This is a genomic window from Vibrio sp. 10N.261.54.E10 (genome assembly GCF_002877735.2).
GTDB lineage: Bacteria > Pseudomonadota > Gammaproteobacteria > Enterobacterales > Vibrionaceae > Vibrio > Vibrio crassostreae_C.
The window spans coordinates 950,869-969,896 of the sequence record NZ_MCXE02000001.1 but is presented as its reverse complement, the minus strand read 5'-3'; the positions used below and the strand labels follow the sequence as shown (position 1 = coordinate 969,896).

The following is a 19,028-nucleotide window of genomic DNA, read 5'->3' as shown; positions in this document are numbered from 1 at the left end:
TAAACACTAAACGCAACGCATAGCAAAAATGCCAAGCGTTGCGAATCACTCTTAAACAGATTGTTAAATGTATAAAAACACCTAACCGTCAAGCTTCATTGAAGTCTTAGGCATCAGTTCAATAATTGAACGCCCTGCACTAGCTTGTGAGCTAGAATTTTCATTTTTTATGTAGCCTGTGTCTTGCGGGGAGAAAATACAAGAAGCTGCGTGATTCAAAACTATGTCTTTAGTTTCTTCAGTTACCGCCGCATCAGTCAGGGCTTTATATGTCATTAATGCATTTTGTCTGTGTTTGTTAACAATTGCATTATGCTTATGTGATAAAAAGTTTTTAGCCGCTAGGAAAAGCAAGTACGCAATAACACCAAAGATTAGAACCTTACTTGTCATCAACTGCAAAGCTTGTAAGTTATCTTCAGGCTTAAACCATGCAAGCTTGTGTATAAACAACGTACAAAAAGCATAAAAACCGAGTGCTATTGCTGCTTGGACCGTTTTAACTTTCCAATACTCAGCCGACTCTTCATGTGCTTCAGATTCATCTTTAAAATATATCGCCTGCTGTGAAACACCTTGTTCAGCAGCAACTTTACGTACATCAGCTAAAACATTTTCTGCTTGTTCTTGTTGAGCTGCAAGCTCACCAGTAATCCCTGTAGCTTCGTCTTTGACGTTTTGAAGCATTGCGCGAGCTTCATTTTCCATTCTTTGGAAGTCGACAGACTTACTAGTGCCGTACGAAATGAATGGGAATAATTTTTGAAACGTCTGATCATAAGCCGCAACCACTTGCTGCACGATTTGGTCTCGGGGCTGAGTTGGGTTTTGGTTTTCTACAGTAGTAGGATCGAAATCCAAAGCTTGTTGAAAGCGATTAAAGTCTGCGTCAGCTATTTGCTTTATTTGAACAAGAATTCCATCAGGAAAGTCTTCCAGCGTCGACAAACCCAACTGATTGTATAATCGAATTAGCTTAGACGCAGGAGCTACGATTGCTGAGAAATCAAAGTTTCTTCCTAAATCCTCCTCTCGCGCCAAGCTTTTTGCGTCAAAAGCCTGCATCCTCGCTAAGGATTCTTGTGTAACTTCCAACTGACTCATTTAATTACTCCATTGTAAAAATTATACATTTAACGCCTTGTTAAGGTGTGAGGCTCGCGTTACTTCTGTTTCCGCATAACACCTTAACAACGGAAAGTAACGCATAGTAAAAATGCCATGCGTGCTGAATCGCTCTTAAACAATTTGTTAAGTGTTTTTTACTTCGTCATCAGATCTTTGATTTGCTGAACATTTAGATTGTGCTTGTGGACACAATGATCACCTATTCCCATCGCCAGTAACCAACAGAAAATAGGAACAATGATTGTCCCAGCAGTAAAGAAAGCAACAATACAGAGAACGAGAGCGCCAGCTATTGAAGAGTAGAACAGCCCCAGTGGACCAAAGAAGAGTGTGAGTAGAAAAGATACTAACCTTGATTTTTCATTAAGATTCACTTTAAGCACCTAAATTAATTATATTTTGCCGACCAGTAACCGTAAAATTGAAGCGGATATCGGATTAACTGAATTCTATACTGAAAACTCTCAAATAGAGAAGGTTTTTATGCATTCATACTCTTAATTACCGTGACATTTCTAAATACACTTAACGCCCTGTTAAGGGGTGAGCAACGCAATACCAAAGTCGCCGCAAACCACCTTAATCACTAAATTCAACGCATAGTGAAAATGCCACGCGTTGCGAATCCCTCTTGAACAGTTTGTTAAGCGACTTGTACAACGCCAAAAACCAGAAAAGAAATGACCCCAAGAACAAACATTAACAATTGCGTAGCTGTCGAATAGTGCGACCACTTATCATAGTTTTTCAAAGAGTTGATTGTTTGCGATGTTAAATCAAGTACAGCTTCATCAAGAGCTCCCGTTAGTTTTTTCTTATTTTCTTGGGGACCTATAGCCCTAAGCCTTTCCCCGATAATGCCTTTACTATTGAAGAAAAGAACCTTATAGGAGTTAAGGTGGTAAGAACACCAGAGACTTAATACAGCCGCAATAATCGATAATACGAAAAAGCCCCAAGAGGCAATTAACGCTTGATAGCAAACCATTTCTTCTTTACCCGGACCTATTAACGAACCAGAGAATGAAATAGTACCTACTAGTACTGCACTAGTAATCGTGAGTAATGCTTTACAAACATCTATCCTTGTATCCCAAAATGAGCTATGAATTGACTCCATTTTTTCAGCAGTGTCTGTCACTGTCTTACTTACGACTGGCTTTACTCTTTCAACATCGACTTCTATCATATTTCACCCTTGTCGCTTAACAGCTATATTAGACAGAAAAATTCTGCACTTAAATACAGAATTATTCTGTCTAGTATCTTAATGACGTAAACGATACCCCGTTTTTATGAAAACTAACAGTAACTTAAGCACTACAGCCCCCTTCCTACATCCCAAAATACAGAATTTTTCTATATAGCATGAATTGATGTGCCAAACTGAAACTCATGTATGCATAACCAGTTAAAGTTTAATGAAAAAATCACCATTTCTATCGTATATACAAGAATATATGCTTGGACGGCACTATGCCCTTCGTACAACGGAGGCGTACATTTATTGGATTCACCAATACATTCTTTATCATGATAAAAAGCACCCAAAGAGCTTAACTTCCAGACATGTAGAAGATTTCCTAACGCACCTGTTTGTTAACAAAAAGTCAGCGAGGAAAACGCAAAGTTTGGCTCTCAATGCATTAGTCTTTTTATACAAAGAAATTATTCAAGAACCCATAGAGCTTGATATGCAGTTTCGGCGCTCAGATAAATCACGAAAATTGCCAACAGTCATGACTCCAGAAGAGGTTGGAAGGCTATTCAATCACTGTTCACCTAACTACAAATTACCTTATCAATTAATGTATGGATCAGGGTTGCGTTTAATGGAGTGTCTACGCTTACGTGTACAAGATATCGATTATGCATATAAATCTGTACGTGTATGGCAAGGGAAAGGAGGTAAAAACCGCATAGTGACAATAGCTCCAGAGCTTTTCCCCGCTATCAAACAACAGCAACAGAGATCCGCGAGTTACTATCATCAAGACATGAATGACACAGTTTTTTCTGGTGTATACATACCTGAAGCTCTCGCTAGAAAATACCCAAGCGCAGAAAGGAGCCTAAATTGGCAATTCCTCTTTCCTTCCGGTCGTTTGTCGCCAGATTTACAAACAGGCGAGCTACGTAGACACCATATTCACCCAACAGCGCTTCAAAAACACATTAAGGTAGCAGGCCAAAAAGCCAACATTGAGAAAAACATCTCGTGTCATACTTTAAGGCACTCATTCGCTACGCACCTTCTTCAAAGCGGAGCAGATATCAGAACCGTTCAAGAACAACTTGGGCACACCGATTTGAAGACAACGCAAATCTATACTCACATCATTGATAGAGGCGCCAATGGCGTTGTTAGCCCACTATCAAGAATATTCGTGAAATAACGATAAATGAAATTCGGATTCCGAATTCTGAAATGACCTCATAATCACGAAACAGGGCACGATCACCTGCTCTTAAGGCTGAGGCCTCTAGTCACTCCAAAACTCAATTACAATTTATGTGTGTGTTTTTCTCTGCAGCAATGGCTGCGTATCACCTCTTATTGTTGCGCCACCATTACCTATTTACAACTTTCATGGCGCTCACAACGCCCTAACACGCACAATAACAGGATGCCTAACAAACACATTATTAAACAGCGAGTTGCAGGTTTCCTACTCTCTACTTCGAGCTTTCGAAAAGAGATATTTCACAATTTTCATCAATAACAGTGTTCGAAAAAGAACATATGTCTCAAAAATATACACACCATCAATATGAATGAGACTGCATGGTAAACTGCTTTTATAAAAAAGCAGGAATAAAGAATGATTACTAAGGATAGAGATTCAAAAATCGACAACAGTCTTCAACAGAAAGCAGGTGCAAAAGTAGAGCAAGATGTCGCGTTTTACTTACGCAGAGAGTTTGGAGATGCAAATGACGTTTTCATTATTAATGACCTACGCATACAGTTTAAAAATGAAACTGCTCAGATCGATCACTTAGTCCTTTATAACAAAGGATTTATCATTATTGAGTCGAAATCGATTCGTGGTGAGGTTAAGGTCAACAATCAACTCGAATGGAGTCGAACCGTAAGAGGGAATTGGACAGGAATGCCCTCGCCTATCGAGCAAGCTAAGTTGCAAACCAAACTATTGAAAGCACTTTTAAATGACAACGCTAAATCGTTACTAGACCGGATTGCATTTTTACAAGGGTACTTTGGTGGTCGCTGTTGGGATCAACTCTGTGCCGCGTCCAATGACGCTCTAATCGATCGAACTTCTATCCCTAAAGATATATCGAAGAAACTCATTAAAGCCGAATCTATTGGTAGCTGCGCTAAGAGTCTCATCAAAAAACACCGCGTAGGTTCAATACTAAATCCGAATCCTACGTTTAATCGTGATGAACTGTACCGCCTAGTTCACTTTCTAAACGAACAACATGTGCCTACGTCTTCTCCGGCTCCCAAAGTACATATCGCAGAATTGAGCGAAACTGAAAAGGTAGACTTGATTCCAGCTCAAGAAACAATTGAAGAGGCCAAAATTCCACAAATAAGGCATGGTTTTAATTGTAAGAAGTGTCAAAGCCCTCAGACCGAGCCGAGGTATGGAAAGTATGGGTATTACGTCTACTGCCCACAATGTAAGGTGAATACTGCAATGCGTATTAGTTGCCATTCTTGCCAATCTAATTCAGCCAAAGTCAGTAAGAAAAAGAACACGTACTCAATTGCATGCTCTTGTGGTGAAGGAACTCAAGTCGTATTTCCTTAATCTAATAATTCGGAATCCGAATTACAACGCAATTTAAAGCGATGCGGATTCAAATTCGGATTCCGAATTCCCCCAAAACTAAACAACTAACACAAATCACTTCTGGCCACTTTTCGGCATAACCTCAACAGGTGGTACTTGGTGCCAAATAATGTCACTTGTACCTGTATAGATTTTTGTTGTTTTCGCGTTCGCATGTGCCATTCGCTCGGTAGCACTCTGCCCTTGCTGTTCAATCATTCGGGCAGCTAGTCCTCGAATTTCATGATAGGTCGGCCTTAGCGATTTCTTTAGGTGACTATAAAGCCCTAAAGAGTCTCGAACCTTACTGAACTCTTTACTTATATTGTGGTGATGTACTTGGTAAAGATGGTCCGTCTCTTTTGAAATACCACGTTGTTGCTGTTTGGGTTTACGGTGAACGATATAAGGGCAAATCAATCTCGATGTTTTAGAAAGGTCTACAATGTCTTTGATCGTCTGAGTGACAGGAATGGCGACAGTGGAAGCATCGGACTTTTTCACCTTTTCTCGATGAACATAAAGCATTCCATACACTGCATGCCCATCCACATACTCCACCTCTTTGTCAGGGTTCCATAGAATCCCACAAACGCCTTCCCGTGGTTTGTATATACGATAACGAAGCCTATAGATCTCTCTCACAGCATGAGTCGTCTCAAGTGTTAAGCTCATTGCGACCTTAAGAAACAGTGGCGCTGCATCGTAGACCTTTTGGTAGTTTTCGATATCTAGGTCGTGGCGAGCTTTTGTGTAATCTTCTCTGGTCAATCGACGCTGTTTTTTATTGAGTACAAAATTACTCTCAATAGCGCTCTCATCAGCAAGGTAGGAAAATACCTTTTTAAGGTTACTGATCTTATTGTTGAGCTGACGATTACTTAACTCTGAATAGTATTTCGAAAGGAACTCATTGATGTGCTGTAACTTGATCGATTTGGTTGGCAACCGCCCCATGAACTCATCAAGGCGGTAACAGTCCCTTTCCAAATTTCGATAAACGTCTTTGGAAAGCCGTTCTTCTTTCTTCACACGAGACAACACTAATGGAAGCCACTCTTTTAAAGGCCGATTAAATTTGTCCTTACGGCCTTTGGAGACAGCTTTGCGAAATGGGGTCATCTCAGAAAGGGAAAATGCGCTTCCTAGCTCAGGACGATACTGCAAGTTATAAACATGCGCAGCTTGTATCGCTTCTTGCTCTACAGTCCCGATAGGAAATAGCTTCTTCACACCATCTACGGTCGTAAACCGAAACCGAGATTGACCCCTATGGCTCATTTTCACCAAGAATGGAGGGTAATGAGCCGTTTCTTTGCTTCTAGCTCTACCAACCATTTATGACTCCAAGAATCTTAGAAGTTCACTCACTCTGTCTGCAGGGTTCCCTATCTCGTCGTCAACACAGACTAAATATCGGCCCGTTGGCGTTCTAGTGCCCTCGAGTTTGCCATGTTTAATCCAGTTTATGATGGTGGTATTGCATATCCCTGAATCAGGGTAAAACTCATCAATAAATTGTCTAGGTCTGATTTTACGCGTCGCCATGTCGTTCTCCTTACCTTTCTCACTACATGAAAATTAAGATTTTTCATCTACTGGTAGAAAAACTATGCACGATTTTTTCAGTGACATTCTATTTGCGCAGCAATTAACGAAAAGGATTCCCGAAGCGTAAAACGATTCAACGAATCGATTTCAAGCCCACTTTAGGGTGGACTAATACAGTAGTACCCAGTTGCTAATGTATTGATTTTATTTGACTATTTTATTAGCCTTTTTAACCGTTTTTTAGGCCAATTTCAGTTTAACCACCAGCTCTAAACACATGAAATTCAAATAAATCAATACTATACAGCTAAGTTTACTACCAACATCGGGGTTTCACCGTTTTTGAGCCCTCAAAAAACGTCCAAAACATGTTATCGAATCCAAACTAAAGATACCTACCCACGCGCTCTACTTCTTTCAAAGCAATACCATCGGCTGCTATACCAACAGGAGCTGAACCTAATGAATACCACTTAACATCATCAGCCTCTTGAGCGGTGATATCTCCTTCCCAGTCACTCACGATAAAATAATGAATCAACTGAAGTTCCTTCGTAGGATGGTAAAGCGAACACAAGTATTGGTAATCAATCGGAACAACATTAAGCTCTTCATCGATCTCACGAAAGAGTGTCTGAACCTGGTTTTCACCGTGTTCAATATGGCCGCCAGGTATAGTGATTAAGCCGGGATCGGTCTCCTTAGACTCACTACGCTTTTCTAGCAATACTTGTGATTCGTTCAGCAAGATAAAAGAGACACACTCGTGGACATCCATCTAATTTTCCTAAAACCGTTACAAAGGTAGTTAAGTTTGTTGTTCTAGCTTGTGTTAATGCTTAATTTACGACAAGCTTTTTGCTCAGCCTTTCATACAATTCAAAAGCTTCTGTTTTAGATATCAAGTTTCCGAGAGCGTATTGATGTGCTAGCTCAATATCGTCGCTTTGATTGGAGTAATAACGCTTGGCTACTTCGGCACACTGGCTCAGGTTGGTGTACCAGCTGCCGTCTTGCTCAGCCACAAAGTAATACGCAGCTCGAACCAACTTCTTTCCAATCACCTTAACGACATCCGCATCAGTCATTGTTTTGAAACTCGGGGGCATTTGCTCAAGAAAAGTAGACAAGTCACCATTGAGAGCTTGAGCGATTTCAATACTTGGCTTGTATTGCGGAAACTCTAACGATAGATCATTCCCCCAAATACAACAGCAACAATGCTTGAGCCAAAACTGCCAATGGAATTCTTCGTTGGGCTGAAGAACCTCTGAGAGAGACCCTGGATCAATATCAAGCTTAGTCACTTGAGGATAGGTTTGGGGTATGGTGTCGGAAAGTAGGTTAAAGACTTCCTTTTCTCTCTGACCAACAGGCGTAGCGAGTACGATAGAAACATCCAAATCAGAGCGACCAACAATGGCCGTTCCTCTAGGCACGCTTCCATACAAGTAGATACCATCAACTTGACCTGGAAGTTCTCTTAGCAGCGAATCAACGACTGCTGACACCACTTCTTGAAATTCAGTCGCAATGTTCTTTGGCGAATAAAGATTTTGAATGAACCCTTCTCGATCGAGTCCTCTAGTTTGTTCTTGCACCTTGGGTTCCTATTTTAATCGTTATAATTAATCACACCGGATTCTGATGATGATTTGAGGAGTGCCAGTGGTTAAAGTAACATTAACTCTCGCTTAGTTTTATCGTCCAACTTTTCAATCGCGTAGCGAAAAGCAACTCTTGGTATTGCGGCATGCTTAGCGTTTAAATAACCAATAACCTGTTGAGGTTCCTTTTTACTGAGGACTTTAAGCATCCAACCATATCCTTTCTGCACGAGGTCATGTCCATCTTCTAGCAATAGGTCTGCTACACAAAGCGGAGCCAACGCTGAGTATCGATTCTGATTGATCGGATAAATTAAGATGACAGCAGCAGCTCTACGTACAGCAAAATTTGAATGCTCGACCCATTTGGTTGTGAGTTCGAACAACTCATTGTATTGAGACAGTAACTCACCAAACGCATGAGTGCAGAAGTCATCACAATCATTCCAGTCAGTGACATACTCCATTAACCAATGCTCAAAGATTGGAAACGTTTCTTTCGAATATTGTTTTCTTACTCTAAAAGCCCAGTCGTAAGCAATAACACCTAACGCCCAATCCCTTTCTTCAAGCAATTGAGTACACAGGGACAAAACATTAGAGATATCTTTATTTTTGATGGTTTTAAAAACGAGCGCCGATATAGATCGAACCAGCCCTGTTTTAACACTAGCCTCTGGATAGCCAACGTCTGAAAGATGAAGCTTTACCGTTTCAACGATATTCATTAATTGCCAAACCTTCATAGAACTAAAATTAATATCAAAGTGAGATACACAGCACTTAAACCATACGCATTGAATTTATAAAATATAAGTTACCTTAATCACAACATTCATTATTGAGCATTTAAATTACCACTAAAACAAGGATATTCCCTTTGGTAAGAGTAACTTATAATGCATACTAGCGGCCTTAAAAAGAGGTGCTAAATGAAAAAGAACGGTTTTACACTTATTGAGCTTGTTGTCGTTATTGTGATCCTTGGAATACTCGCCGTAACTGCTGCTCCAAGGTTCCTCAACGTAAGTACTGATTCTCATATTGCAGTTGTGAAAGGCACTGGCGCTTCTTTTAAAACAGGTGTCGATTTTGCCTATTCAAAAAATTTAACCTCAAACGGTGGCGGTGCATCTACGAATGTACCTATCTATGATGAATCTGCAACAGGTCAGCTCGATTTCAATGAATGGGGATATCCAGCCCAGCAATGGTACGCAGAAGAAGACTTTCCAAGACTGGACAATACCGAAGATTGCATTTCGGTGTGGGGCGCTCTACTTCTTGATCCCCCTAGTGTTTCTAGCTTTAATTCGCCTACAGATACAGACTACATCGCTGAATACATTCAAACCGATCAATGTATCTACCACTATCGAGTAGTGCCTGGAATCTCCATTTACTACAACTCAATGAATGGTGACGTCACTGTAGACGATGAGCCAGATAACTAAGCGCTAAATGTTGGTCTTTCAGATTACTTGGGAATTTACGGTTTCTCTCAATAAAAGTGCCACACATTAAGAATCAACAGCACACATTTAAGACTGGCTTATTTTGGCGTAAACGAGCGTGCTGTCCATATCTCCTGATGGCAAACGTCGATCATTGGCTAAGCGATCTTCAAGTTGATAGCCACATCGTTTGGCTACGGCCTGACTTTTAAGATTCGAGCCTGCCATCCTAATTTCGACTCTTTTCGCACCTTTTTGAGTGAATGCATACTCTTCGATAATTCGGACGGCTTCACTCACGTAGCCTAAACCCGTTTTTGATGTTTGCAACCCGTAGCCGATTTCAAAGTAAGGAACAGTATCGTCTCTGATCATAAAACCAATAGCCCCGATAAATACCCCTGTTTGCTTTTCAATAATATTGAACCAGAACTCACCAGTAAAGTTGGCGAAATTATTGGTAGCATCTTGAATGTTAAGTTCTAGCTGCTCTTTAGTTAGAGAATCAGAAACCCAAGGTAAGAATGGGGAAAACTCGGCCTTGCACTCATTTATCACCTCAAACATCTCTTCGCTGTGTTTTAATGATGGAGGGGTTAATTTGAGCCTTTCACTTTCCATCACTAAGCCTTTTTCCAATCAGAACGTAGAGCCGCCAACACAACTGTATCCCACCATTGACCTTTGAAGAATCGATGATCTTTAAAACACGCTTCTTGTTTCATTCCTAGTGACTTACATAACTTAATCGCAGCCAAGTTCTTGCTGATGGTTTCAGCGTAGATACGGTATATGCCTAACTCTGAGAAACCAAAATCAGCGAGGGCTTCAGATGCTTCTATAGAAAGCCCTTTTCCCTGAGTTTCCCTTGAGAAAGCACAGCCCATCGAAGCTTGTTTATCGCCCTCAAGGCGCAAACAAACGGTTCCAATAAACTTCCCCGAGTCTTTGTTTTCAACTGCAAGCTGATAGGACTGTCGAGGAACTTCTGAAGCCTGCTCAACAAACAGCTGGGTTAGCTCTCGATATTTGTTAGGTTCACAATCACTTTCATCATAGAAACGCTGATACTTAGCGTCTTGAGACATCGCAACAAAAGCACACTCGTCTTCGAGACTCATATCTCGAAGAATCAACCTGTCAGTTTCCAGCTTAAACATCAAAATTCCTTTTTATCTTATAGCCTTGAAAGGAAAAGTCTCGGAGGTGTTTACTCGTATACTTTCCCGTTATGCTTCAACCAACCATGAGTGTGATGATTACGAGGGTCTTTGTGCGTCCAGTGCATTACGCCACCTTTATTGTTCCATTCATATTCACCATAAAATTCAACTCGATCGCCCTTTGCCAGTCCCTGAACACGAGGCGCTAAGTCAATATTATGTGCGACTAACAAGGTTTGTCCGCTATCGAGTCGCAAAATGAATTTCTGATGTCGAGAGCCTTTATTATCATCAGGAAGTACTCGATACACCGTACCCGATCCGCGCACCTGAACGTCGCTTTGGTGATTTTCGTAAGCTTGCTTAAGTCGCGTATCATTCGCTTGAACATGACTGATGCCGAAGCTAAGCAGCACCAAAAGTAGAGCGCAAAATTGTTTCATTCCTTTCATTTCCCATATCTGTGTGTTGATTTGGGATACTGGCTGGGCATCCCCTCTTTTAACGATGCTTGTACTGAGTCGGACAATAACCTCTCGAAACGTCCGAACTGCGCAGTTTTACATGCTTGGTCGAGCGCCCAGAAACACGTGAGCGCCACAGCTTAAAACTGCCAAGCTTGAGATGGCTACGCATAAAACGAATCACTTGCGATTCATTTAAACCAAATTGGTGCTCTATTGCCTCAAATGGCGTTCGGTCTTCCCACGCCATTTCGATAATTCTTGATTCATTCTCTTTAGATAGCATCATGCATACTCTTCCTTTATAAACTGGGAGAAATACGCTCGTTCCAAATTTAAAGATCACAGGACAAACACTTTGAATTGAACGCGTTATAACGTTCGATAAAACAACAGGCTACCAACTAGGCAATCATGGGGTTAAATAAGCTTGTGCGAACTCTCTAAGCACTCTTGCATTATTGTGGTGTTTGCTATCTCCGCATTTTATGCCATCTACTCTGATGTCCGGGCTGGAATATGCAGGTATAACATCTCGCTCATAAGACATCACTGTCCCTCTGTCAGCACAAATTGCACCGAAGGAATATTGAGGAGCTCTTGGATACGTTCCAGAAATGTAACTTTCGATACTATCAAAATCTTTCAATAACGTTTTATAGTCATGATTAGCACCACTTAAATGGCCAATTTCATGCTCCATTAAGTAATCAGGGCAGTTTATCGCTAAAGAAAAAAAGTAGGATACCGAAGATGACATACCACAATAATCAGACTCAAAGCTAAAATTATAATTAGAAAATACTATCCCAGTAAAAATGGGGACGCCGTCTTCTGTTGTTTCTGGAATCGGTTCTTCCATCGATAATTTTAATAACCTCTCTGCTGCCCCCAAATCTTGAAACCAAAGGCTGTCGATTTCAGACGTATAAATCACCTTGGTGACTTTTCGCGTCATAGGAATGCAGGAGTTTTTCAACACCAGATTCGAATAGCTTTCCCATGTCGCTATTTTAGAGGCAACAAATGCTTTGGAATATTCGGCTAATACAGATTCATCAACATAAAGATGGATCTCTGTATTCAAAACCTCACTCTTCGCACAAGTAGGAAACTCGATGCTTTGAGCATTGGAGAGTCGACTATTGCTCAACACTATAATCAAAACACAACCAACTAACTGGATGAGCCTTTTAAAAGAACTCTCACTGACTCGTGTATTCATTTCCACCCTCTCCCTATATTCAAAACCACAAAGAGCATCACAAATGCCGTGACTTAAGATTCATATCAATCCCCATTACACATATAAGCATTGGCCTCTCAAAGTAACCTGCACTATCTGTGTTTTTCAGAAAACAAAAAGCTCGCCATGCAATGACGAGCTTTATTGATTATGGGAGCTTAACGGTTATAAGACCCAAGCCTTAACCGATCTAACCATTAAGACACCTGATCGCGCAAAGCCAATTCAACGTTTTTCAACACTTTGAACTCTTCGCGAGTACAACCGCGTGCCACGGAAACCCAATGGTCGCCAGTTTCATCGGCTCCTTTAAACTCTGCACGCAACTCATATCTTCGCCATGTAACAAACGCCAAGATAAAGGTCAGTGCAAGCATCGGTAAACCGAACTGAGGAACAAATGCCCAAGTCGCAGCCGAGAGAACTAAAGCCAACGAAACAATATTGATTGCGTTTTCTTTAAGACCCAATTGACGAATTTCTAACTGTTTGATTTTACGTAAGCTATACACATCTTTCTTAACTCGGAGCTCGTTAGAGTTCACCAGAAAGTCTGACGCTTTGTATGACCTACGAAGTCGCACTAAATTCGCTAACCTGTTGCGTGTTTGATTCTTTTTCATCGCCTTTCTCCATGTTATTAAAGGTTAGTAAAAACTAATATAATCATGAAGTTAATGAACGAGTGCTTATTTTATAAATCAAACTAATATTAAAATCAAGCTTATGCAATTAATAACACTTATAACAACACCATCTTGCATGTGAAATTTCAATATGAAGAAGGCTTATTAAGGAATCTACTCATCATAAATCTGTGTACTTTAGTTAAGTTAGATATAGGCCGATAATGGTTCCAATAACCGACCAAAAAGACTAAACGGCGGGCATGGTTCACCCTGCTTTGTAACTACATATTTCAAAGAGATTTTTGCAATGAATCTCACGCTCTAGGAATGCTGAACCACGGTCACATAACGCTCCATCTTCCATAATCAGAACAACCATCCTCCCTCTTGATTATTGATTTTTTGAATACCAAAATCATTCAATTGAACATATCATCATAGCTTATCAATTAAGCAATTGATCTCATAACAAAGAGACTGTACGCTTACGTTATGCACACGGTTACCTAATGGAGATCACGATGAATGAACTACTGACATGCGCTATGGAACAGAAACAACGAACAACAGTGACGAGTTTATTCGCAAGAAATGGATTCAAGATCGCGGCTACTGACTTTGATGATGTGACTTTCGAACGAGAGAGTGTGTTGGTCAATGTTCGTTTTGATGCGTCTTCAAACGTTGAATCGATTTCAATTCTAAACAACTAACGAGCTCACAAGCAGGTCGCTAAAATAATTGAATGGCCAACATTCGAGTCATTTTAGCGTATCTTGCGACCTGCCCTTTTCTACTTCATCCCCATCCTCTCTCTTCCAAAAGCCACCGAGTGACAATTAAATCAATAACTCGCAATTCCATGAGCTTGGCTTATATTTATTAATACCCTTTGAACAAAAATTCGAAATGATGCCTATGTTCCTAACTCGGTTAATTTATGTCAGTACGCTTTCCGAATGTTGTGATTCCAAAGCATTGGAGGAGATACTCGCTATCTCGCGAGATCATAATCGGCAGAGCCATTTAACGGGGCTTCTCAGCCATAATCAAAAGTACTTTCTTCAATGTATTGAAGGGTCTAGAGAAGCCGTTAACCACACGTACAATCATATTCTTAACGACGAGAGACACAATCACGTCGCAATACTTTATTTTAAAGAGATTGATAGCAGAGAATTTGGAGATTGGTCGATGGGAGACATTCCGCAGTCCAATTTAACCGAGCTGTTGAACTTACAGTTTTCAACATCTGATCAATTTAACCCCTACGAAATGTCTGGCGAAAGTGCTTACCGAATGCTTTTAGAGTTAAAGCAAAATTTGCCATCTGAATAGATCTTCGACCCGACTTAATCCCTAGAGTTAGCAACAAAAAGCCCCAACGTGTGGGGCTTTTTGCGTTTTATTGTAGAGGCGTCTATTCGTTATTCTTCGGTGATCTCTAATCGCTCTCGCTGCTCGACGTCTCTTGTTCACTGCCAGCAAGAGCTTGCTGTTCGGCGGTAATATCAGATTCTTTGAACACAATGAACGCGCGACGGTTTAATGCATCGGCTTTTTCAGAGCGTTCATTAATCGCAGGCTGCAACTTACCAAATGACTTCACTTCCCAGATGAACTGCTTAGGGTCGAGTTTGGTTTTAAGGTATTCAACCACCGTTTCTGCGCGGCGCTCAGCCAGCTTTTCATTGTAAGAAAGTGAACCCGCTTGGTCGGTGTGCCCTGCTACCATAATGCTGCCTTGCAAGCCGCTCAACTTCGTTGTGAAGCCATCTAACTGAGTTAGATCTTCTTGCTTAAGTACTGATTTGTCGAAATCGAAGTGTGGCGTCATTGCCATATAAACTTTACGTTCTGGTTTTGGTGGCTCACAGAAAGGCATCTCTTCGTACTTCTGAGCTTCTTCAAACACAATAAATGCACGGCGGTTCTCCGCTCGGTCTTTATCTGTCTTACCAAACAGAAGAGGTTGAGTCTCACCAAGGTGTTTCACTTCCCAGTCATATTGCGTTGGGTCTAGTTGCCCTTTCAAATAATCTGCGACCGATTTAGCACGGCGCTGTGAAAGGCGCTCATTATATTCGAGAGAGCCCTTGAAATCAGTATGGCCTACAATCGTGATGCGCCCTTTTAAGCCTCTGATCTCTTTAACAAAGGTATCTAAGTTGATCTTGTCGAGGTCGCGTAATTGATATCTATCAAAGGCAAAATGTTCTGCGATGGCAATATGCACCTCACGCTCTGGCGCCAAACACTCGCTGATTAAAAACTTAGACACATCGATGCCAGCAAACTTGTCTCGGTTCTCCTGACTCACGAACGTGGCGGTTGCACAGCCGGACAGCAACAAAGTACTCATCACTGCGCTTATTAGGAAAATAATTGTTTTCATCTTACTCTTAACTGTCACTTTGAATTCTCAACTCTTAACTTTCGACCCACTTGGGCAGGCTTAGATCTTACCGACTAAGTTAATGAACACACCAGATGCGTCGTAGTCGTCATCATTGGTTAAGTCACTATCAAACGCAGAGAAGTTATAACCAATCCCCATTTTAAAGTTCTCGCCAATGTGCTTGTTCACCGAAACTAGCGCACCGTGTTCTAGCTCATCGTTGAGTGTGTCTGTTTTCCAGTGGTATTCACCCGTCACATCCCACTCTTTCATCACGCGATAAGAAGCGCTAAGTCCATATAGGTCGATGTCACTTTTAACCATCTCATTCGCACCAGATGCTCGTTCAAAAGCTTGCTGTTTGTCTTTATGGGCGTACTTAGTACCGACGTCCCAATGTTGGTCAATCGAATAGATCGCTTCAACTTCAATGATCTGACTGGTTTCGTCTTGATAATCCACATCGCGATCCAGTTGATCGAAATCTGCAATATACGTGTAGCGGCTCAGTAAATTGAGTCGATCGTTGTAGATCGGACGATACGCGAGGCCGCCAGTGGCTTCAGTAAATTGCGCCATAGTTTCGCCCGTAGTCTCGCTTTCGGTAATGGAGTAGTTGTACTTGCCGAACAATGTGTACTCTTCCGTTAAGTGATGCGTATAACGGTTGGTCGTCACGATTTGTTGAAGTTCTCGCTGAGCGATGTCAGGGTCGTCTTCACTCTTATCCACTCGGTATTCAAATTTGTGGCTAAGGGTTATGTCATCTAGGTCAATTGAGGCATTGAAGCTGATAGATTCACGCTCTGTGGTAATGTTCTGGTCATCTTCAATTTCACCAAGCTGATAACCAATCCCCATCTCGACATCTTCCGTCACATCGTAGCCAAAGCCGTATGAGTCGATACGGCCATGACCATCATTTTCATCAACAAACTGGTTCTCTTGGTAAAAATCGACACTGCTGGTGAGATCTGCACGCTGACCAACAATCACGTTGTTTTGGCCTTCGTAGTTATCATCTACATAAGTTACGTAGGTTGAATGGTCATCGGATAAATCGTAAGTCACAGTCGCTTCTGCTACTTGGCCTCGGTCGCCATCGGTGTATTCGCCACCAAGAGACAAGTCTTCCAACACTTGGAATTCAGCACCAATCGACGCGCTGTCGTTTTCATCATAGTCATCCGACTGGTCGACGGTCTTTTGCCCTTTGACGTAAACGCTGTTCTCACTGTCCCACATGTATTCCAAACGCACACCCGCTAAGGTGGCATCACTGTGCTCGTCGTTTTGGTTAAGCTCTTCAGTTTGTTGCCCTGCCGCCGAAACCTTAATGTGCTCGGTGATTTTAACTTGAGTCTCAATCTCAATCGTTTCAGTATCTGTTTCTAGATTACCATCGACATCGCGCTCTTCATTGGTCGAGAAGCGAGAGAGAACCGCCAAGCGATCGGTAGCTTGCAAACGAAGTTCAGCACCGTATGCCTCTTGCTCTAAATCATCGCTGCTGCTTGCGTAGCTGTATCCCGCGTCTTTGTCTCGGTACCAAAGCTTAAGGTCATTGCCAACGGCACCAAAGATGGTTGGAGCAAGATCGTAAAGGCTAGTCACAGCCGTTATTTGGACACTGTCGCCCTCGCGGTCTTCCAATGTGTCGCCAATTGGCGTAAAGGTTAAGCCGCCATCAACAGAGACAAAATTCGACTCAGTTTGAGTACCTTCACTGTGTGCAAACTCAGCCTTAATGTAGGTACCTTCTGTTGCACGCAACGTTAAGTCCGTACCGTAAGACTCGTAGTCTTGGTTGTCCTTTTCTTGAGTTGCATACGTCACGCCAACACCAACGTAATCGTTGATCCAACCTTTAGCACGACCACCGTAAGACATCGCGTCTAATGAATCTGAACCTTGTGGAACATACTCATAATCGACAACCAGAAAGTTTTCGTAATCATCGCCGTTTTCAATCACGCTACCAAAGCTATCGGATAGGATGTTGTCGAGTGGCTTGGTCAAAATAATTCGACCTTGGTATGGGTCAAAATCATAGTCGACACCCGGCTCAAGTGGGATTTCATTCTGCACTAGGCCAGATTCATCTTTTACTTTTACATAAACCTTGTCGCTTCCTGGTACCGCTTCACCATGACGAAGAAAGTACAGAGAACCGCCTGTGCCCAAGAACTCATCGTGTGCATACAAGGAATCAGCTTCTGCGGTAAAACCGACCATGTTCAGACGATCTTCACCGTATTGTGTAGTATCGCGAGTGCGATAATCAGCTTTGAAACCATAGAGGCTACGGTTGTAATCGTTGTTCTCAGTGCCTGTTAAACCCGTGTTGTAGTTACCCCACAAGTATTGAGACTTATCGTATTCCACATTGAGGTAAACCTTGCCCTTGGTGTTGACCACTTTTTCGATGTTTGAGCTGTCACCATAGTTACCGTAATAAAGCTCATCGTCGTCTTCAAGGATATCGAACACATCCGAATCGTCGGAGGCGAACGGATGTTTGAACATGTCTTTGATTTCACTTTCTCGCGTATCAAAGTGAGTCGTTACACGAAGTTTGTCGCCAAATTTACCCTGACCAAAGTACGCTAAGCGACCTTGGTTGTAGATGTCATCTTGGTACTGGTCATCGACACTTAATGCATCGCTATTGCCAGACACATTATTCTTACCAACATAAAGATCAGCCAAGCCAGTTTGTGCGTAGTACGTATCTGGAATACGAACGTACAGCTTGTAACGACGTTCATCACCGTTATCAAACACAACCTTGGTAGGGAAAATGTAGGAGTCTGTTGGTAAGTACTGCTCTGCATATAAGTTGCCATCTTCGACATCAAATTCATCTTCACCGATGATGACTTTATCTACGCCTTTCAAGCCAGTGCCGATGAACTTCGCTAAACCCGCATTGGTCGGGATGTTGTGACGCATCAGCTTTGCCTGTCCGTAACTTTTACCTTTGCTCTCTTCATCGTCGTTATCGTTTCGGTCGATATCGACTTCAGAGTCCGGCTTAACTAAGTCAGTCACACCAACGGTGGTCACATCCATGTTGCCATCTTTGTCCCACGCTTTTAGGCGGAACATCAGCTGCTCACCGACCTCAAACTGATAATCAACATCAGTTTGACCATCCCAATTGATGTCAGAGTCGTTCGCCAGTTTATCGCCTTCAAGCACAGCGATTGGCTCAGACAGACCAAAGTCACCCACTCGGTACACTTCCAACTGGTACTTTTTGATGTAGTAACCGTAGTTGGTGGTAATGGTGAAACCGACGCTGTCACGCAGTGTGCCTTGTTCGACTTCTAATTCATCGCTGACACTGACATCTAATACTGGGTCAAAGCGAGTGATGTCACGGCTTGCCCAAATAGCGCCTTGCTCTAAGTAAATACGCGAGCTGTCTTGGTCTTGGTTCGGCTTGGTGATTTCAATGCCAGTCGTCTCAGAACCGAGTTTTTCAAGCTTACCTGTGTCTTTCGCTACCGCCATTACAGGGATGGCAGTCAACAAACACGTCGCTAAACGAGACTTACTAAATACTTTCATACAATTTCCAGA

At 41.9% G+C, this 19,028-nt stretch carries 21 protein-coding genes; 5 read left to right on the top strand and 16 right to left on the bottom strand.

The features are described 5' to 3' along the window. Positions 1–81: 81 nt before the first annotated feature. The 3 genes from BCU07_RS04290 to BCU07_RS04280 all read right to left on the bottom strand — a co-directional run bounded on the left by BCU07_RS04290 (position 82) and on the right by BCU07_RS04280 (position 2,317). Positions 82–1,104, bottom strand: coding sequence for a hypothetical protein (locus tag BCU07_RS04290; protein WP_062905710.1), 1,023 nt, complete (start codon positions 1,102–1,104; stop codon positions 82–84). Between the two features lie 158 nt (positions 1,105–1,262). After that, positions 1,263–1,502: a hypothetical protein gene (locus tag BCU07_RS04285; protein WP_102429193.1), complete on the bottom strand. Its 240-nt coding sequence runs from the start codon at positions 1,500–1,502 to the stop codon at positions 1,263–1,265. A gap of 269 nt (positions 1,503–1,771) precedes the next feature. Next, positions 1,772–2,317, bottom strand: coding sequence for a hypothetical protein (locus BCU07_RS04280; protein WP_086585476.1), 546 nt, complete (start codon positions 2,315–2,317; stop codon positions 1,772–1,774). A gap of 232 nt (positions 2,318–2,549) precedes the next feature. Here BCU07_RS04280 and BCU07_RS04275 point away from each other — a divergent pair, with 232 nt between their 5' ends. Both BCU07_RS04275 and BCU07_RS04270 read left to right on the top strand, forming a co-directional pair. Continuing rightward, complete coding sequence (locus BCU07_RS04275) at positions 2,550–3,524, top strand: integron integrase (protein ID WP_102429192.1); 975 nt, start codon at positions 2,550–2,552, stop codon at positions 3,522–3,524. Positions 3,525–3,950: 426 nt separating this feature from the next. After that, positions 3,951–4,910, top strand: a complete 960-nt coding sequence (locus BCU07_RS04270) for a nuclease-related domain-containing protein (RefSeq protein ID WP_102429191.1) — start codon at positions 3,951–3,953, stop codon at positions 4,908–4,910. Positions 4,911–5,006: 96 nt separating this feature from the next. Here the strand turns inward: BCU07_RS04270 and BCU07_RS04265 are convergent, their stop codons facing one another. From BCU07_RS04265 to BCU07_RS04245, 5 genes are all read right to left on the bottom strand, one after another. Beyond that, entirely contained in the window at positions 5,007–6,269 is a 1,263-nt protein-coding gene (locus BCU07_RS04265) for an integrase (RefSeq protein WP_016788799.1), read from the bottom strand. After that, the gene (locus tag BCU07_RS04260; protein ID WP_010434910.1) at positions 6,270–6,479 is read right to left on the bottom strand and encodes a hypothetical protein; all 210 of its coding nucleotides are present in this window, start codon (positions 6,477–6,479) and stop codon (positions 6,270–6,272) included. It abuts the gene before it with no gap. A gap of 388 nt (positions 6,480–6,867) precedes the next feature. After that, the gene (locus BCU07_RS04255; RefSeq protein ID WP_102429190.1) at positions 6,868–7,260 is read right to left on the bottom strand and encodes an NUDIX hydrolase; all 393 of its coding nucleotides are present in this window, start codon (positions 7,258–7,260) and stop codon (positions 6,868–6,870) included. Between the two features lie 61 nt (positions 7,261–7,321). Then, complete coding sequence (locus BCU07_RS04250) at positions 7,322–8,083, bottom strand: nucleotidyltransferase domain-containing protein (protein ID WP_102429189.1); 762 nt, start codon at positions 8,081–8,083, stop codon at positions 7,322–7,324. A gap of 71 nt (positions 8,084–8,154) precedes the next feature. Further along, complete coding sequence (locus BCU07_RS04245; protein ID WP_017079045.1) at positions 8,155–8,817, bottom strand: DNA alkylation repair protein; 663 nt, start codon at positions 8,815–8,817, stop codon at positions 8,155–8,157. Between the two features lie 204 nt (positions 8,818–9,021). Here BCU07_RS04245 and BCU07_RS04240 point away from each other — a divergent pair, with 204 nt between their 5' ends. Next, entirely contained in the window at positions 9,022–9,543 is a 522-nt protein-coding gene (locus BCU07_RS04240; RefSeq protein ID WP_065608044.1) for a type II secretion system protein, read from the top strand. A gap of 87 nt (positions 9,544–9,630) precedes the next feature. Here BCU07_RS04240 and BCU07_RS04235 read toward each other — a convergent pair whose 3' ends face one another. The 6 genes from BCU07_RS04235 to BCU07_RS04210 form a co-directional block, all read right to left on the bottom strand. Beyond that, positions 9,631–10,164, bottom strand: coding sequence for a GNAT family N-acetyltransferase (locus BCU07_RS04235; protein ID WP_102429188.1), 534 nt, complete (start codon positions 10,162–10,164; stop codon positions 9,631–9,633). 2 nt (positions 10,165–10,166) lie between these two features. Further along, on the bottom strand, positions 10,167–10,703 hold the full coding sequence (locus BCU07_RS04230; protein ID WP_102429187.1) for a GNAT family N-acetyltransferase: 537 nt from the start codon (positions 10,701–10,703) through the stop codon (positions 10,167–10,169). Positions 10,704–10,753: 50 nt separating this feature from the next. Further along, positions 10,754–11,149 (bottom strand): DUF3465 domain-containing protein, encoded by a 396-nt coding sequence (locus BCU07_RS04225; RefSeq protein WP_017060348.1) that lies wholly within the window; start codon positions 11,147–11,149, stop codon positions 10,754–10,756. A 58-nt stretch (positions 11,150–11,207) separates the two neighbouring features. Continuing rightward, a complete protein-coding gene (locus BCU07_RS04220) occupies positions 11,208–11,459 on the bottom strand; it encodes a TIGR03643 family protein (protein WP_017067224.1) in 252 nt (83 codons plus the stop codon). A gap of 123 nt (positions 11,460–11,582) precedes the next feature. After that, positions 11,583–12,395 carry a hypothetical protein gene (locus BCU07_RS04215; protein ID WP_017060346.1) on the bottom strand — a complete coding sequence of 271 codons (813 nt, stop codon included), beginning with the start codon at positions 12,393–12,395 and terminating at the stop codon, positions 11,583–11,585. A gap of 218 nt (positions 12,396–12,613) precedes the next feature. After that, on the bottom strand, positions 12,614–13,039 hold the full coding sequence (locus tag BCU07_RS04210) for a hypothetical protein (RefSeq protein ID WP_017060345.1): 426 nt from the start codon (positions 13,037–13,039) through the stop codon (positions 12,614–12,616). Positions 13,040–13,566: 527 nt separating this feature from the next. On the opposite strand from BCU07_RS04210, the gene BCU07_RS04205 reads away from it, so the two are divergent. Both BCU07_RS04205 and BCU07_RS04200 read left to right on the top strand, forming a co-directional pair. Then, positions 13,567–13,758: a hypothetical protein gene (locus BCU07_RS04205; RefSeq protein ID WP_004734640.1), complete on the top strand. Its 192-nt coding sequence runs from the start codon at positions 13,567–13,569 to the stop codon at positions 13,756–13,758. 205 nt (positions 13,759–13,963) lie between these two features. Further along, positions 13,964–14,383, top strand: coding sequence for a BLUF domain-containing protein (locus BCU07_RS04200; protein WP_017079037.1), 420 nt, complete (start codon positions 13,964–13,966; stop codon positions 14,381–14,383). Between the two features lie 106 nt (positions 14,384–14,489). Here the strand turns inward: BCU07_RS04200 and BCU07_RS04195 are convergent, their stop codons facing one another. Further along, on the bottom strand, positions 14,490–15,440 hold the full coding sequence (locus tag BCU07_RS04195) for an OmpA family protein (RefSeq protein WP_102429186.1): 951 nt from the start codon (positions 15,438–15,440) through the stop codon (positions 14,490–14,492). 60 nt (positions 15,441–15,500) lie between these two features. Further along, entirely contained in the window at positions 15,501–19,016 is a 3,516-nt protein-coding gene (locus BCU07_RS04190; RefSeq protein ID WP_102429185.1) for a hypothetical protein, read from the bottom strand. Between the last annotated feature and the right edge of the window lie 12 nt (positions 19,017–19,028).

Coding starts and splice junctions, on each gene's coding strand:
- BCU07_RS04270 (WP_102429191.1), top strand. CDS start 3,951: ATGATTACTAAGGATAGAGATTCAAAAATCGACAACAGTCTTCAACAG.
- BCU07_RS04205 (WP_004734640.1), top strand. CDS start 13,567: ATGAATGAACTACTGACATGCGCTATGGAACAGAAACAACGAACAACA.
- BCU07_RS04190 (WP_102429185.1), bottom strand. CDS start 19,016: ATGAAAGTATTTAGTAAGTCTCGTTTAGCGACGTGTTTGTTGACTGCC.
- BCU07_RS04290 (WP_062905710.1), bottom strand. CDS start 1,104: ATGAGTCAGTTGGAAGTTACACAAGAATCCTTAGCGAGGATGCAGGCT.
- BCU07_RS04195 (WP_102429186.1), bottom strand. CDS start 15,440: ATGAAAACAATTATTTTCCTAATAAGCGCAGTGATGAGTACTTTGTTG.
- BCU07_RS04220 (WP_017067224.1), bottom strand. CDS start 11,459: ATGATGCTATCTAAAGAGAATGAATCAAGAATTATCGAAATGGCGTGG.
- BCU07_RS04215 (WP_017060346.1), bottom strand. CDS start 12,395: ATGAATACACGAGTCAGTGAGAGTTCTTTTAAAAGGCTCATCCAGTTA.
- BCU07_RS04260 (WP_010434910.1), bottom strand. CDS start 6,479: ATGGCGACGCGTAAAATCAGACCTAGACAATTTATTGATGAGTTTTAC.
- BCU07_RS04210 (WP_017060345.1), bottom strand. CDS start 13,039: ATGAAAAAGAATCAAACACGCAACAGGTTAGCGAATTTAGTGCGACTT.
- BCU07_RS04235 (WP_102429188.1), bottom strand. CDS start 10,164: ATGGAAAGTGAAAGGCTCAAATTAACCCCTCCATCATTAAAACACAGC.
- BCU07_RS04280 (WP_086585476.1), bottom strand. CDS start 2,317: ATGATAGAAGTCGATGTTGAAAGAGTAAAGCCAGTCGTAAGTAAGACA.
- BCU07_RS04275 (WP_102429192.1), top strand. CDS start 2,550: ATGAAAAAATCACCATTTCTATCGTATATACAAGAATATATGCTTGGA.
- BCU07_RS04225 (WP_017060348.1), bottom strand. CDS start 11,149: ATGAAACAATTTTGCGCTCTACTTTTGGTGCTGCTTAGCTTCGGCATC.
- BCU07_RS04265 (WP_016788799.1), bottom strand. CDS start 6,269: ATGGTTGGTAGAGCTAGAAGCAAAGAAACGGCTCATTACCCTCCATTC.
- BCU07_RS04200 (WP_017079037.1), top strand. CDS start 13,964: ATGTTCCTAACTCGGTTAATTTATGTCAGTACGCTTTCCGAATGTTGT.
- BCU07_RS04245 (WP_017079045.1), bottom strand. CDS start 8,817: ATGAATATCGTTGAAACGGTAAAGCTTCATCTTTCAGACGTTGGCTAT.
- BCU07_RS04230 (WP_102429187.1), bottom strand. CDS start 10,703: ATGTTTAAGCTGGAAACTGACAGGTTGATTCTTCGAGATATGAGTCTC.
- BCU07_RS04255 (WP_102429190.1), bottom strand. CDS start 7,260: ATGGATGTCCACGAGTGTGTCTCTTTTATCTTGCTGAACGAATCACAA.
- BCU07_RS04240 (WP_065608044.1), top strand. CDS start 9,022: ATGAAAAAGAACGGTTTTACACTTATTGAGCTTGTTGTCGTTATTGTG.